Below are 13,525 nucleotides of genomic sequence, written 5' to 3'. Positions count from 1 at the left end.
ATGTGCGGCGTGACTGAAGTTCGAGCAAGTGAGAAAGTTGATATCAGGAAGGTGTTGCTAACAGGTGAGGATTGAATTGCACAAGCTCATCGGAGATGAAACTCAATTTTCAATTGAGCATAGATTGCTCAACATAGTATTAATTTTTGGCCTTATTTTAGCGGTATGGAGTGGGATCACTAATTATCTGCTTGATTTAGATTCCTTACTAGTGTTGACTTGCATAGTCAGTGCGGTTATTATGGCAGCTCTTTACTATGTATCTGCTGTGCAGAAAAAATATACAATTGCCGTTTTTCTTTTGATAAGTGCTATCTTTATCATTGCTCCGGTTTCATGGATTTTAAATGGGGGAATTTCAGGAAGTATCGCGTTCTACATAATATTGTTTTCCTCGGTGGCGGCAACTGTATTTTCCGGTTTTAGAAGAAGTGTGGTAATCGCTTATTTTATAATCATATCAGGTGTTCTCTTATTATTGGAATATAAATATCCTTCGATAATTGTCGGCTATTCTAGTAATGCCGAAAGATTTATTGACATTTTTATTGGGTTAACAACTACTATAATTGCTAATACCGTAGTATTTGTGATCATTCTAAAACATTACAACCAAGAACATGAAAGAGCCAAAAAATATTTAGCGCAAAGCCAGCAGGCACAAGAAAGCTTATTGTATTTCAGCTACCATGATGCTTTGACTGGACTTTATAACCGGACGTATTTTGAAAGAGAAGTAACCGATTTTGAGCATCAAAGTGAAAGTGGAATTGGTGTATTTGCGGTAGATATAGACAGATTAAAGTTTATTAATGATACATTAGGTCATGAGCAAGGTGATGCAACACTGGTTCGGGCGGCAAAAGTTCTGCAAGAGTCATTTGGAGAAAATAGTACTATTGCAAGAATTGGCGGGGACGAATTCGCAGTTGTAGTTCGAGGGGTCACTACAAATGATATGGAGGCCATGTATAAACGTATTCACGATACCATTCAGACTGAAAATGAAAGGCTTGCTGAGGTTGCCATTCCGTTAGAAATGTCGGTTGGTTACGCATATTCTAGTGGTATTGATAAGTCAAAACGCGCTCTGTTACGTGACGCTGATAATAAAATGTATCGAGAAAAACTTTACCGCAAGGCTGGTACTGAGGGATCAATAATCCAAACTGTTAAAAATATGTTATCAGCGCGAGACTATGACACTGGGGTTTATGGCGATAGATTGCAAAATTTAATAGCAAGATTTGCAAGTGCAGCAGGGATACCGGGGTCGGCGATTGCTGATATTCAATTATTTGCCGAGTTTCATGATGTTGGGAAAATTGGTGTTCCTGACCGCATTCTTCATAAGCCTGGGCCGTTAGTCAAAGAAGAACGAGAACAGATACAACGTCACTGTGAAATCGGTTATCGCATTGCTCAGGCATCCACAGATCTATTACCTATTGCCGACTGGATATTAAAGCATCATGAATGGTGGAATGGAGAAGGTTATCCACTAGGAATCAAGGGTGATACAATTCCCTTAGAATGTCGTATTGTTGCCATAGCCGATGCCTATGATGCGATGGTTAGTGACCGCCCTTATCGAAAAGCCATAAGCCATGAAGCTGCAATTAATGAGCTGCAGAAGTGCGCTGGTGCTCAATTTGATCCTGTATTAGTACAAATATTTACTACGATTAGATGAATCATTCGATTTGTCTAGTCTTTTCTTATGATAGAGCATAGGTGTAGTTACCACACATAATCTAATGCTTTTCAATTGTATGAATCAACACTTCGCTTAGTTGATATACCCATTCAGTCAGGATATGTACCACTTCGGTCCTATTTTTGCAACATTTGGTAAATTAAGGTTGCAAATTTATACCAGTCCCTGTATAGTTATTTTAGACACAGAACTGTAGTGGTAGGCAAAAATACTCCGGTAACTGTCGGTGGCGTATCTCTCTTCCCATTGTTCGAGAAGCATTTTGAAAGTAGGTGTATTGATGAACAGTCGGTTTGACGGTGTATACTCTAATCTCCAGACAATATTGAAAAATACCCTTGGCCGCCAGGTAAAAGTCTTTGGTAACCTACAGGAAAATGATGATACAAAAATTTTAGAACAATTTGAACTTAAAAAAAATGATAATAACCGTTCCATTCAGGTAGCACTCCGTTTCAATGATTCTTCGAGTCGCACTTTTAACAGGGTAGTAGCAGCCACTATAGACTGGGGTTATTTGCTAAAGCGCACTAAGCCGTTGGTCTGGCTGTATGATGATAAAAAACAGGGCTCTTCTTGTAAAATTTTATTTGATGTTAAAGAGTAATCGCGACAAATCATCTTAGGCATACTATATAGCGATTTCTTTAGCAGATTCGATTAATTTCGATTCTGCTATTTATTTTTTTAAAAATAAAATCTAATTGACAGGTATTATATGATTTGGTATATTTATCTTGTAACATTTTGTCGAACGTGGTAATACGAAGGAGAAATGAAAATGAAAGCAACTGGAATTGTTAGAAGGGTGGACGAACTCGGCAGAGTGGTAATACCTATCGAATTGCGCCGTACCTTTGGTATCGAAGAAAAGGATGGCCTCGAAATATATACTGATAATGACCGAATCATTTTGCGGAAATATGAGCCTGCTTGCGTATTTTGTGGAAGTGCTGATGAGGTAACTGATTTCAAGGGTAAAAATGTTTGTAAAGAATGTCTTTTAGTTATGAGTCAAAGAGCAGTGTAATAATTCAAAAAATAAGTCGTATCCTTCGGGGTGCGGCTTTTTTATGGAGGTAGTTCTATGAATATTAATGTTACGTTCCTGCCTGCGGAAGTAAGTGATATAGATTTATCTAATACGGTCTGCATTATTTTGGATATTTTCCGAGCAACCACCAGTATTACTACAGCCATGGCTAACGGCTGTAAGGCAATTTATCCTGTAGTTTCGGTTGAAGAGGCTCATGCGCAGGCAGTACAAACAGGATTGTGTCTATTGGCCGGAGAGCGGCAGTCTATTAAGATAGACGGCTTCGACTTAGGCAACTCCCCGTATGAGTTTTCTAAGGCCGTTGTAGAAAACCGACATATCATCATGACGACAACGAATGGAACTGTTGCTATTCGCGCTGCTCAAGGGTCATACCGGACGCTGATAGGTTCTTTTTTAAATGCGCATGCCGTATGTAAAAAAGTTTTGGAGTATGGCAACGATGTGTTACTTGTTTGTGCAGGAACAGACCGGATGTTTTCCCTTGAAGATGCGTTATGTGCAGGGTTTCTTGTTGATATTATCCATAGAGCAGCAACAGAAGCTCGGTTAACAGATGCTGCTTGTGCTGCCCAGCTTATGTATTTGCAGGCAAAAGACGGGCTTATCACTGCCAAAAACAGTCGGAACGGTAAGCGCTTGTGTGAAATAAACCATCAAGATGATGTCGAGTATTGTTTCCAAAAAGATATTATAGAAGTTGTGCCCGAATATAAGGACGGAGTTATCTTTTTGAAGCAAAGCTAGTATGAATTTTCCTCCGTAAGGTCGTTTGTAAGGGGTATGTTGAATTATCCAATAAATTCTAAACAAATTCTAAAAAATGGTGGGTAGTATGTAACTAGATAGATTCAGCATTAACCAAAAAGGAAGTGTTCCTATGAAAAGTGTGGCGAAAAAGGTAATCATATACTCAATGCTCGGTATAATGCAAGTTGGCATGGTATCATCGGTAGCTGCAGCAGCACCAGGACCCTTACAAAACAGTGGAATAGTACAGCTTGATCATCATGACTATCACGGTCATAGAGACCATAGAGACCACCGTGACGATGACCGGCGGCATGACGAACGAATGCGTCAAGAAAATGAGCGGCACGAAAGAGAAATGAGGCGGCGCCATTACGAGAGTGAACGGGAATGGCGTGAACGTCAGAGGCATGAAGATGACCGTCATGACCGTGAATTGCGTGATATTGCCGCTATTTTGATTGGGATTGTAATTGGCAGCGCATCAAATGACTAAAACAACAGGGGTGGGCGGTTGTGCAAATTGTCAATGATGGGCCTGGATTGAAATAAATTGGTAAAGAAATTATGGATTTAATAATTATTTGTATTAATGTGTGTTACAATAATAGTGTATCAAGCAGTATCGTAGTCTAATACTATAATGAGGCTGCTCGCTTGAGGTAGCAAAATAAACAGTGACGAGGAGTGTGTATTATGTGCGATGAAGAGGATCTAGAAATGACGGATGAAATCCCGGTACTTTTTACTGATGATGTTGAACTCCTTGGAGACCGCTTGATGGACATTATAATTGCAATGGGCTTGCCAGAAGAGCAGACCAATGCAGCACTAAGATTGATTAACGATGCAGTTGAAGAGCATCACCAAAACATTCTCGATACCTTTGAGGATACTATCGATATCGATGAAGATGAAGATGAAGAAGAAGCAAACGATTAATTTTTTTAAAAGCCGCGAAATTCGCGGCTTTTAATTTTGCCCTAAGGCGGAAAAAATTGCATTTCCTCTAGCGAACTCTGATAAAGTATAATGGGTGTGGGACTGCACACTTTATAAGAGCAAGGATGAGTAAATGCAAGGAAAAATACGGATGCCGATCATATTATCGGCACTATTAGTATTGGTTCTGGGGTTAATGCCATTATCGGTTAATGCAGTAACTGATGATTTGTTAAAGCAAGTAGTAGCGCAGCTAGTTCAAACACAAAGATCTCCATTGCAAGGAAAGGTAATCGTCATTGACCCTGGTCATGGGGGCAGTGATACGGGTGCCATCGGTCCCCAGAACGTCATGGAAAAAAATGTTACATTGGCTATTGGTAAAGAATTGCGTAATTTGCTGACAAGTGGTGGGGCATCGGTAATTATGACGCGGATATCTGACAACGATGTCGCTCATGCTGGAGCAGGTGACAAAGAAGAGTTGGCAGCTCGTGTCGCGATTGCCAACAAGGCAAATGCGGATTTGTTTGTGAGTATCCATGCTGATGCTTTTTCTGCTTTGGCCGGTGGCACAACAACCTATACTTATGGTAAGAAAGACGACAATGTTGCCCCGTTGGTACAGGCTAATCTGGTTGCGCAATTAAAGCTATATGATCGGGGCGTTCAACAGAATGATTACTATGTCCTCAAGAATACCCAAATGCCAGCGATATTGACAGAAGCAGCTTTTATCTCTAATCCTAAGGAAGAAAAATTGCTTGCTGATCGCAGCTTTGACAAAAAAGTGGCAGTAGGAATTTACAATGGGATCAAGCAATATTTTGGTAGTTAAATCCTTTTTAAAAAACCGTAAGCATTTCGCTTACGGTTTTTTATTGATATGGGAAATCTTGCGAAGGGGTTTTTCTAGGGAAAATATATCCTCAAGTTTTTCACCCATGAAATAGTGAACGTCTTTTATTGCCTGATTGTAAATAGGAGGACCGATGTTTTTTAGTATGAAATCCAGCAGCAGTGTTGCTGATAAATCAGTAATTACTTCATCTTTTTCAGTAAAATAGTAGTTCTTTATATCTTCAACAGCAAGCTGCTGCTGTTCTTTTGTTAATTGTATATTTTTCATTGTTATCTCCCAATAAATACATTATCCTAAAATTATAGCATATACGGTAATTTATTATCAATAATAAGGAAATGAATCATAGAACGCCGTCGCAGCAAGAATGCGGGCCATGGTACAATAGATGCTATGGAATTGATAAGTATAACTAATACGAGTAAATGGCAGGTAGTGGGAGGCAAGTATGAGTGCTGAAAACAAGCAGGGGAAAAAGGTTTTAGGACTTGAGCGGAATATATTTTTCACAGGGATAACCAGCTTTTTTACTGATACGACAACAAAGATGATTTATGCGGTTATGCCGCTCTTTTTACTGTCTATAGGCGCAACAAAGACAGAACTGTCGCTTATTGAAGGAATTGCCGAAAGTACGGCATCAATGATCAAAGCATTATCAGGCTTTTGGAGTGATAAAATTGGTAAAAATAAACCTTTTATGGTGATAGGTTATGCTTTTACGGCGGTGATATCCCCATTATTTTCTATAGTCACGTCACCGCTGCAGGTTTTGGCATTACGCTTTACCGAAAGGATTGGCAAAGGAATAAGGACTGCGCCTAGAGACAGTTTGATCGCCGCGACAGCAGGTGAGGGTAACAAGGGGAGAGGGTTTGGCTTTCATAAAGCTATGGACAATAGTGGCGCCATCGTGGGACCGCTGCTGGCCTTTGCCGTTTTGTCAGTGTTTCCAGGTGATTATCGTAAGGTATTCTTGCTTTCGGTAGTGCCTGGTATACTAGGCGTACTGACTATAGTTTTCTTTGTCAAGGAAGCCAAGAGGCATAAAGCAGAGCTGGCTGGAAAAATTTCATTAAAGGATTTTCCAGCCAGATACTACATGTTTTTGGGAATAGCTTTTCTATTTGCCCTGGGTAACTCGACAGATGCCTTGTTGTTGGTAAAGGCAAATGATGTTGGTATAGAAGCAGTGTTCATACCGCTTGTTTACTTGATATTTAACGCAGTTTCAGTACTATTTGCTATTCCTATGGGGATGCTTTCCGATAAGTTTGGCCGGGAAAGACTGATCATCTTCGGATATTTATTATATTCCATCATATATTTAGGTTTTGGCAGTGCAAATGATAAAGTCATAGTGATTTTGTTATTTGCCTTATACGGACTTTATAGTGCGGCGACAGACGGTGTGCAGAAGGCGTTGGTCTCTGATCTTATAGACAAAGACAAGCGGGGGACAGGGCTGGGTCTATACAATTCACTCATAGGAATTACATTACTGCCAGCAAGTGTTATTGCAGGTGTATTATATGATAAGGTTGACAATCGGGCACCTTTTTATTTCGGTTCAGCTATGGCGTTATTTGCTGCAATACTAATGGGCATATATTATTGGAAAAGAACTAGAGTACGTTAATTAGGCGAAATAATGGAAAAGCAGGCAGCTGACAGGCGGTTTCCTATTGAATTTCGGAAACTGAAATACTATAATAGTTTATGAGTGGAGAAGTTGCGCCACTCATTGATTGAGTTTATGGAAGAGGGAGATACAATGGATGATGTAAAAAGCCTTATCCTTGATAAAGCAACCGAACGAATGGATCGCTTTGGTTTTAAAAAGACAACAATGGATGAGATTAGTAGAGACTGTAGAATTTCAAAAAAGACAATATATGAACACTTTTTAGATAAAGAAGATATGTTCAAATGTCTGCTCTTGCGTGAATGCCATAAAACGATAGAGATACTATTTGCACAGATGAGCAATGTATCTGACCCGCTGGCGAGACTGGTTCTTCTTATTAGGAAGTCAATCGCGTATTTTAACCAAGACCACTTTATTACAAGGATACTAAAAGATGATGATTTGTTTGTGGCTTTGGCAACCAGAAAATATCATGAAATTATTGATGAAGAGATTATCGCAATTATCGCCGGGATTATTCGCGAAGGGAAACTGCAGGGGAAGTTTCGGGAGGTTGATGAAAAAGTTGTAGCTTATGCTGGTTTTAAGTTATTCCAAGCCTTCAGCTATGCGCGTACCAGACCGTTGCAAAAAGAAGAGGATTATACAGAGGTGCTTGTTGATTTCATTGTCAATGCGCTTGTGAAGAAATAAATGTGGAGGGAGGCTTTAGTATGAAAAAGACTGTTGCTGGTTGCATTGCACTGGTTATGCTGATTCTATCTGTGGGTTTTGCCGGCTGTTCAAAGACAGAAACTGTCAAAGATGAAACACCGTTTGTTCGTTCTCAAACAATAAAAATAGATGCCATGGGGCAAAGTGCAAGCTACTCAGGTGAAGTGCGGGGAAGGTATGAAACACAGCTGGCATTCCAGGTTGGCGGTAAAATTATCAAACGCCATGTCGAGCTTGGCAGTGTAGTTAATTCGGGGGATGTTTTGCTGGAGGTCGATCCCAAAGACATTCAGCAAACGGTAAACATTACTTCGGCTCAAGTTGCTTCCACCCAGTCCCAATTGAGTTTAGCTGAGATCAATTTGGAACGGTACCGTAAGTTATATGAGCAAGGCGCGATCAGTCGCGCGCAACTTGATCAATATGAGAACGCCTATGAAGTCGCTCTAGCCTCTGTCAACCAGTCAACGGCTCAGTATGCGCAAGGCACTAACCAGCTAGGCTATACCTCTTTGGTGGCAGATAGTGCTGGTGTTATTTCCAGTGTCAATGTTGAGGCAGGACAAGTCGTCAGCGCTGGTCAATCTGTTCTGACCTTAGTAAAGGGCGGTGAACGGGAAATTGAAATCAATGTTCCGGAAAACCGTATTGACGCAATGCGCAAGGCACAGCAAGTAAGTATTGGTTTTTGGGCACTACCTGGCATTACTGCTGAGGGAAAAGTTAGGGAGATTTCACCAGTGGCTGATAAAGTCGCTCGAACTTATAAAGTAAGAATCAGTGTGATTAATCTGCCGGCAGAAGTGAACTTGGGCATGACAGCCAACGTTGCTGTGGGGAGTTCCACCAGTCAGCCAGCAGTGTATATTCCGCTAGCTGCAATCTACCAGACCGGTGATACTCCGAATGTATGGGTTATTCACGATGGTATAGTCAGCTTGCGCTCCATAAAGGTGGGAATTTTTGGTGATGGCAAGGTGCAAGTTCTGGAAGGACTCCAAGATGGTGATCTCATCGTTACCGGCGGGGTACAAAAACTGCGGGAAGGGCAAAAGGTACGGACATGAATAAGCTCAATTTGACCGAATGGGCGCTTAATCATAAGCCGCTTGTGTATTTTTTTGTGCTGCTGACTTTCCTGTCAGGAATACTTTCCTATCAGCAGCTTGGGAGAATGGAAGACCCCGATTTTGTAATCCGCCAGATGATTGTGTCTGTCTCCTGGCCAGGAGCAAGTGCCAGGCAGGTGGAAGAACAGGTAACAGACAAAATTGAAAAGAAGCTACAGGATACACCAGGTTTGGATTTTCTAAAAAGTTATTCGCGGCCAGGGCAGGCTGTAATCTATGTGAATCTAAAAGATACGGTAAACGAAAAAGATGTTCGGCCTACCTGGCTGGAAGTGCGTAATATGGTCAATGATATCAAAGGTACTTTGCCCCAAGGTGTAGTCGGGCCTGCTTTCAATGACCGGTTTGATGACGTCTTTGGCAATATTTATGCACTTACATCAGACAGCTATAGTTACGAGGAACTACGGGAAAAAGCCGAGGAAATACGTAGAATCCTGCTTGGTGTAAAAAATGTGAGCAAGGTTGAACTTATTGGTGTTCAACCTGAAAAAATTTATGTTGAAATGGAAAGCAGTAAACTGGCCAGTCTGGGAATCGATCCGGCAATTATTATTGCTGCCGTAAAAGCGCAAGGCGCGGTGACTCCTTCAGGTATGGTCGAAACAGTCTCAGATAATGTGTATTTGCGGGTATCGGGGATGTTCGAAGATGTCGAGGGTTTACGCAACGTACCCATTCGTGTCAATGAGCGTACCTTCCGTTTAGGCGATATTGCTACGATTGAGCGCAGTTATATTGACCCAATGGAACCTAAAATGTATTTTAATGGTCAGCCCGCTATCGGCATTGCACTTGCGATGGAAAAGGGGGGGAATATTCTCACCCTGGGAACAGACCTGGCAAAAACCATTTCCTCAATAAATAGAGATTTGCCGCTTGGTATGGAAATCGGTCAAGTATCCAATCAACCCCAAGTGGTTAAAGAATCTATTGCTGATTTTGTTAAATCCTTGTGGGAAGCTATTATTATTGTATTAGCAGTTAGTTTTCTCAGTCTAGGTTTTCGCTCAGGTATTGTTGTTGCTCTCTGTATTCCCTTGGTCATTGCCGGTATCTTTGCCTGTATGAAGATGGGCGGCATAGATTTGCACAAGGTATCGTTGGGTGCACTAATCATGGCGTTGGGTCTATTAGTCGATGATGCCATCATATCTGTTGAGATGATGACAGTAAAATTAGAGCAGGGATGGGGGCGCTTCGAGGCCGCTTGCTACGCTTACAGGGCTACCGCCTTCCCCATGCTTACAGGCACGCTGATTACTTGTGCCGGTTTTATACCTATCGGTTTTTCCAAAGGGTCGGCGGCTGAATTTACCAGCAGTCTTTTTCCTGTTATGACTATGGCACTGTTGATCTCCTGGCTGGTATCAGTTGTGGTAACCCCGCTTTTAGGATATAAATTAATCAACCCCAAACATATGGCTGCTGAAGGTCATGATTTATATGATACCAGATTTTATCGATTGTTTCGGCAGATACTTACTTGGTGTTTGTACAACAAGAAGCTGGTGCTGAGCATTACGGTAGCCTGTTTTATCGGTTCAATCTTTTTATTGAAGTTTGTACAACAGGAGTTTTTTCCACCGTCAGTCCGACCTGAACTCATTGTGGAGCTGACGCTGCCGGAAGGTACCGCCATAGCTGCTACTGAGCAAGAAGCACAGAAACTGGCAGGCAGCCTTACCGACGACCCGGATATCGAGTCTTACAGTTACTATGTTGGCAAAGGATCACCACGCTTTATTCTTACGATCGAGCCTAAACTGCCAGCCAATAATTATGCTCAATTTATTATTGTTGCTAAAGATCTGAAAGCTCGTGACGCTTTGCAAAAAAAAGTTACGCAATTATTTATTAATCAGTTTGAAAATGTGCGCGGAAATGTTACACTAATTCAGACAGGTCCACCGTCACCGTACCCTGTTATGCTGCGTGTCTCCGGCTATGACCATGAGCAGGTGCGCGAGCTTGCCAAACAAGTGAGTGATAATATGGCAGGCAATCCAACTCTGAAAAACATTAATTTTGACTGGAATGAAAAAAGCAAAGTTATGCATTTGGCAATTGATCAGGACAAGGCTAGAATGTTGGGAATCAGCAGCCAAAGCTTGGCTCAGGACTTGCAGAACCAGCTAGCAGGTGCCGCTATTGCCGAATATTATGAACAAGATAAAACGGTGGGAATTGTATTTCGTATTGACGCCCGCAATCGAAAAAATTTAGCTAACGTCAAAGATTTGCCAGTACACATCGGCAATGGCAAATTTGTGCCATTAGAGCAAATTGCCAAGATAAGTTATGAGGCCGAGGATGGTTTAATCTGGCGGTACGACTTAAAGCCAACCATTACTGTACAAGCGGAGGTTGTTGCCGGGGTAACTGGTAATGACGCCACGAAGACGGTTTATGAAAATCTAAAACAGCTGCGCGATAGCCTGCCAGCCGGTTATAGTATTGAGGTTGGCGGGGCGGCAGAAAAAGGCAGCACGTCTATGGAATTTTTGTTGCAAACAGTGCCGATAATGCTTATGGTTATTGTGATACTGCTGATGCTGCAACTGCAAAAGGTATCCTTAATGATTCTGACTATGCTTACTGCGCCACTTGGAATTATTGGGGTTAGCGTAGCCATGTTGTTAACCTTGCGTCCGATGGGTTTTGTCGCCGAACTTGGTATTTTGGCCCTTAGCGGCATGATTATCCGTAACTCGGTTATTCTTATTGACCAGATTGAACAACATATTAAAGACGGTGAAACGCCATGGGATGCTATCATCAATTCGGCTGTGCTGCGGTTTCGGCCGATTATGCTGACAGCAGCGGCGGCCATACTTGGCATGTTACCGCTGGTACCTAGTACTTTTTGGGGGCCGATGGCGGTGGCTATTAGCGGCGGTTTGCTTGGTGCAACAGTGCTGACCCTGCTGGCGTTGCCGACAATGTATGCGGTATGGTTTAAGGTACAACCGACAGACAAAGTAGAGTAGGCCACTAAATAAAAGAAGGGGGAAAAGCATGAGTACGAATAATACAGAGCAACACATCCAGCGAGGTCTCAAGAATCGGCATATTCAAATGATTGCCCTAGGGGGAGCTATTGGTACTGGGTTGTTTTACGGCTCGGCTACTGTGGTGAAAATGGCTGGACCAGCTGTTACCTTATCCTATTTAATTGGCGGTATTGTTATCTTCTTCATTATGCGAGCGCTGGGTGAAATGGCTGTTGCTCATCCGGTATCAGGTTCTTTTAGCCAGTATGCCTATCAATATTGGGGGGAGCTGCCAGGCTTTATTGCTGGCTGGAATTATTGGTTTAACTATGTCGTTGTTGGCATGGCTGAATTATCGGTTATCGGGACATATATCAACTATTGGTACCCTGATATCCCTACCTGGGTTTCGGCACTAGTGTGCCTAGTTGTCGTTACCTTGATTAATGTTATTAATGTAAAAGCCTATGGGGAATTTGAATTTTGGTTTGCCATTATCAAGGTATTGGCCATTATCGGAATGATTGTTTTTGGTATAGCCATGATCGTTTTTGGTATTGGCAATGGCGGACAGCCTATCGGTATTAGCAATTTGTGGACCCATGACGGCTTTTTCCCGATGGGCTTATATGGTATTGTCATGTCGCTTGTATTGGTCATGTTTTCTTTTGGTGGTGTTGAGCTTGTGGGCATTACTGCCGGCGAGGCAGAAAATCCTCAAAAAACCATTCCGCAAGCCATTAACCAAGTCGTATGGAGAATATTGCTATTCTATGTAGGCGCAATGACGGTTATTCTGGCGATATTTCCCTGGGATGAAATGGCGACAACAGGCAGCCCGTTTGTCCAGATATTTTCCCATGTAGGTATCCCAGCTGCAGCTAATCTATTGAATTTTGTGGTTCTTACTGCCGCTTTATCGGCGTATAATAGTGCCTTATATAGTAATGGTAGAATGTTGTATGGTCTAGCTCAACAAGGAAATGCTCCTAAAATTTTGGGTAAGCTGAATTCGGCAGGCGCACCAGTAACTGCGGTCTTGGTTTCATCGGCTTTTACCTTAATCACTGTGTTAGTAAGTTATCTGGACCCAGAAAAGGTGTTCTTATATTTTATGGCGTTGGCAACTATATCCATTATCATTAATTGGGCCACCATTGTAATTGTTCAATTGAAGTTTCGCAAACAGAGGGTGCAGGCCAAGAAACCATTAGTGTTTAAAATGCCGTTTTATCCGCTGGCATCGTATGTTTGCTTGGCTTTTTTAGTGCTGGTGGTTGTTGTTATGGCATTTATGCCTGATATGCGCTACTCGCTGTATATTGCGCCGGTTTGGCTGTTGTGTTTGTATATTGCCTACAAATTAAAACCCAAAGCGTAAGGGAACTAGGAAACGGTTCTGTAGACATTTGGGCTACGACGCCTTTGGCTAATTTTAAAACAATTATAAAGAAGAAAAGCATTGTGCAATTGAGAAATTGCACAATGCTTTTCTATAAGGTAAAATGTGAGATGTGAGAACTGGGTAGGCAATTAAGCCATTCCCAATAATAATTTGTATAGGTATTAAAAATGAGTGCTAAACCAAGATGTATAAAATGTCAATATTATCATATTACTTGGGATAAAGATTTCCCCTATGGCTGCAAGGCGATGGGATTTAAGAGTCACCGAATGCCGTCGGCTGTTGTCAAGGAATCATCCGGACAGGA

13 protein-coding genes are annotated in these 13,525 nt (G+C 41.8%); 12 read left to right on the top strand and 1 reads right to left on the bottom strand.

What is annotated here, in order from left to right; translation table 11 throughout:
• The first annotated feature begins 64 nt into the window (after window positions 1-64).
• From ACZ449_RS20330 to ACZ449_RS20300, 7 genes are all read left to right on the top strand, one after another.
• Window positions 65-1,693, top strand: a complete 1,629-nt coding sequence (locus ACZ449_RS20330) for a bifunctional diguanylate cyclase/phosphohydrolase (RefSeq protein WP_464257877.1) — start codon at window positions 65-67, stop codon at window positions 1,691-1,693.
• A gap of 304 nt (window positions 1,694-1,997) precedes the next feature.
• Window positions 1,998-2,324 carry a hypothetical protein gene (locus tag ACZ449_RS20325; protein WP_464257876.1) on the top strand — a complete coding sequence of 109 codons (327 nt, stop codon included), beginning with the start codon at window positions 1,998-2,000 and terminating at the stop codon, window positions 2,322-2,324.
• Between the two features lie 174 nt (window positions 2,325-2,498).
• The gene (locus ACZ449_RS20320) at window positions 2,499-2,747 is read left to right on the top strand and encodes an AbrB/MazE/SpoVT family DNA-binding domain-containing protein (RefSeq protein ID WP_464257875.1); all 249 of its coding nucleotides are present in this window, start codon (window positions 2,499-2,501) and stop codon (window positions 2,745-2,747) included.
• Window positions 2,748-2,804: 57 nt separating this feature from the next.
• Window positions 2,805-3,521 (top strand): 2-phosphosulfolactate phosphatase, encoded by a 717-nt coding sequence (locus tag ACZ449_RS20315; RefSeq protein WP_464257874.1) that lies wholly within the window; start codon window positions 2,805-2,807, stop codon window positions 3,519-3,521.
• 133 nt (window positions 3,522-3,654) lie between these two features.
• Window positions 3,655-4,020 carry a hypothetical protein gene (locus tag ACZ449_RS20310; RefSeq protein WP_464257873.1) on the top strand — a complete coding sequence of 122 codons (366 nt, stop codon included), beginning with the start codon at window positions 3,655-3,657 and terminating at the stop codon, window positions 4,018-4,020.
• Between the two features lie 200 nt (window positions 4,021-4,220).
• A complete protein-coding gene (locus tag ACZ449_RS20305; protein WP_464257872.1) occupies window positions 4,221-4,466 on the top strand; it encodes a hypothetical protein in 246 nt (81 codons plus the stop codon).
• Between the two features lie 133 nt (window positions 4,467-4,599).
• Complete coding sequence (locus tag ACZ449_RS20300) at window positions 4,600-5,304, top strand: N-acetylmuramoyl-L-alanine amidase family protein (RefSeq protein ID WP_464257871.1); 705 nt, start codon at window positions 4,600-4,602, stop codon at window positions 5,302-5,304.
• Between the two features lie 30 nt (window positions 5,305-5,334).
• On the opposite strand, the gene ACZ449_RS20295 is transcribed toward ACZ449_RS20300, so the two are convergent.
• Window positions 5,335-5,595: a DUF2164 domain-containing protein gene (locus ACZ449_RS20295; protein WP_464257870.1), complete on the bottom strand. Its 261-nt coding sequence runs from the start codon at window positions 5,593-5,595 to the stop codon at window positions 5,335-5,337.
• Window positions 5,596-5,776: 181 nt separating this feature from the next.
• On the opposite strand from ACZ449_RS20295, the gene ACZ449_RS20290 reads away from it, so the two are divergent.
• The 5 genes from ACZ449_RS20290 (at window position 5,777) to ACZ449_RS20270 (ending at window position 13,194) form a co-directional block, all read left to right on the top strand.
• A complete protein-coding gene (locus ACZ449_RS20290; protein ID WP_464257869.1) occupies window positions 5,777-6,967 on the top strand; it encodes an MFS transporter in 1,191 nt (396 codons plus the stop codon).
• 135 nt (window positions 6,968-7,102) lie between these two features.
• Entirely contained in the window at window positions 7,103-7,669 is a 567-nt protein-coding gene (locus ACZ449_RS20285) for a TetR/AcrR family transcriptional regulator (protein ID WP_464257868.1), read from the top strand.
• Between the two features lie 20 nt (window positions 7,670-7,689).
• Window positions 7,690-8,757, top strand: a complete 1,068-nt coding sequence (locus tag ACZ449_RS20280) for an efflux RND transporter periplasmic adaptor subunit (RefSeq protein WP_464257867.1) — start codon at window positions 7,690-7,692, stop codon at window positions 8,755-8,757.
• Entirely contained in the window at window positions 8,754-11,810 is a 3,057-nt protein-coding gene (locus ACZ449_RS20275; protein WP_464257866.1) for an efflux RND transporter permease subunit, read from the top strand. The genes ACZ449_RS20280 and ACZ449_RS20275 overlap by 4 nt, the downstream gene beginning before the upstream one ends.
• Window positions 11,811-11,838: 28 nt before the next feature.
• A complete protein-coding gene (locus ACZ449_RS20270) occupies window positions 11,839-13,194 on the top strand; it encodes an amino acid permease (protein WP_464257865.1) in 1,356 nt (451 codons plus the stop codon).
• Window positions 13,195-13,525: the final 331 nt, after the last annotated feature.

The organism is Desulfosporomusa polytropa (assembly GCF_055380075.1).
Note: the sequence above shows the minus strand (reverse complement) of the source record. Positions and strands in the feature narration are given on the sequence as shown.

What these genes read in the sequence shown, in the direction of transcription:
- ACZ449_RS20305 (WP_464257872.1), top strand. Translation starts at nt 4,221, where the DNA reads ATGTGCGATGAAGAGGATCTAGAAATGACGGATGAAATCCCGGTACTT.
- ACZ449_RS20320 (WP_464257875.1), top strand. Translation starts at nt 2,499, where the DNA reads ATGAAAGCAACTGGAATTGTTAGAAGGGTGGACGAACTCGGCAGAGTG.
- ACZ449_RS20270 (WP_464257865.1), top strand. Translation starts at nt 11,839, where the DNA reads ATGAGTACGAATAATACAGAGCAACACATCCAGCGAGGTCTCAAGAAT.
- ACZ449_RS20280 (WP_464257867.1), top strand. Translation starts at nt 7,690, where the DNA reads ATGAAAAAGACTGTTGCTGGTTGCATTGCACTGGTTATGCTGATTCTA.
- ACZ449_RS20315 (WP_464257874.1), top strand. Translation starts at nt 2,805, where the DNA reads ATGAATATTAATGTTACGTTCCTGCCTGCGGAAGTAAGTGATATAGAT.
- ACZ449_RS20310 (WP_464257873.1), top strand. Translation starts at nt 3,655, where the DNA reads ATGAAAAGTGTGGCGAAAAAGGTAATCATATACTCAATGCTCGGTATA.
- ACZ449_RS20290 (WP_464257869.1), top strand. Translation starts at nt 5,777, where the DNA reads ATGAGTGCTGAAAACAAGCAGGGGAAAAAGGTTTTAGGACTTGAGCGG.
- ACZ449_RS20295 (WP_464257870.1), bottom strand. Translation starts at nt 5,595, where the DNA reads ATGAAAAATATACAATTAACAAAAGAACAGCAGCAGCTTGCTGTTGAA.
- ACZ449_RS20285 (WP_464257868.1), top strand. Translation starts at nt 7,103, where the DNA reads ATGGATGATGTAAAAAGCCTTATCCTTGATAAAGCAACCGAACGAATG.
- ACZ449_RS20275 (WP_464257866.1), top strand. Translation starts at nt 8,754, where the DNA reads ATGAATAAGCTCAATTTGACCGAATGGGCGCTTAATCATAAGCCGCTT.
- ACZ449_RS20325 (WP_464257876.1), top strand. Translation starts at nt 1,998, where the DNA reads ATGAACAGTCGGTTTGACGGTGTATACTCTAATCTCCAGACAATATTG.
- ACZ449_RS20300 (WP_464257871.1), top strand. Translation starts at nt 4,600, where the DNA reads ATGCAAGGAAAAATACGGATGCCGATCATATTATCGGCACTATTAGTA.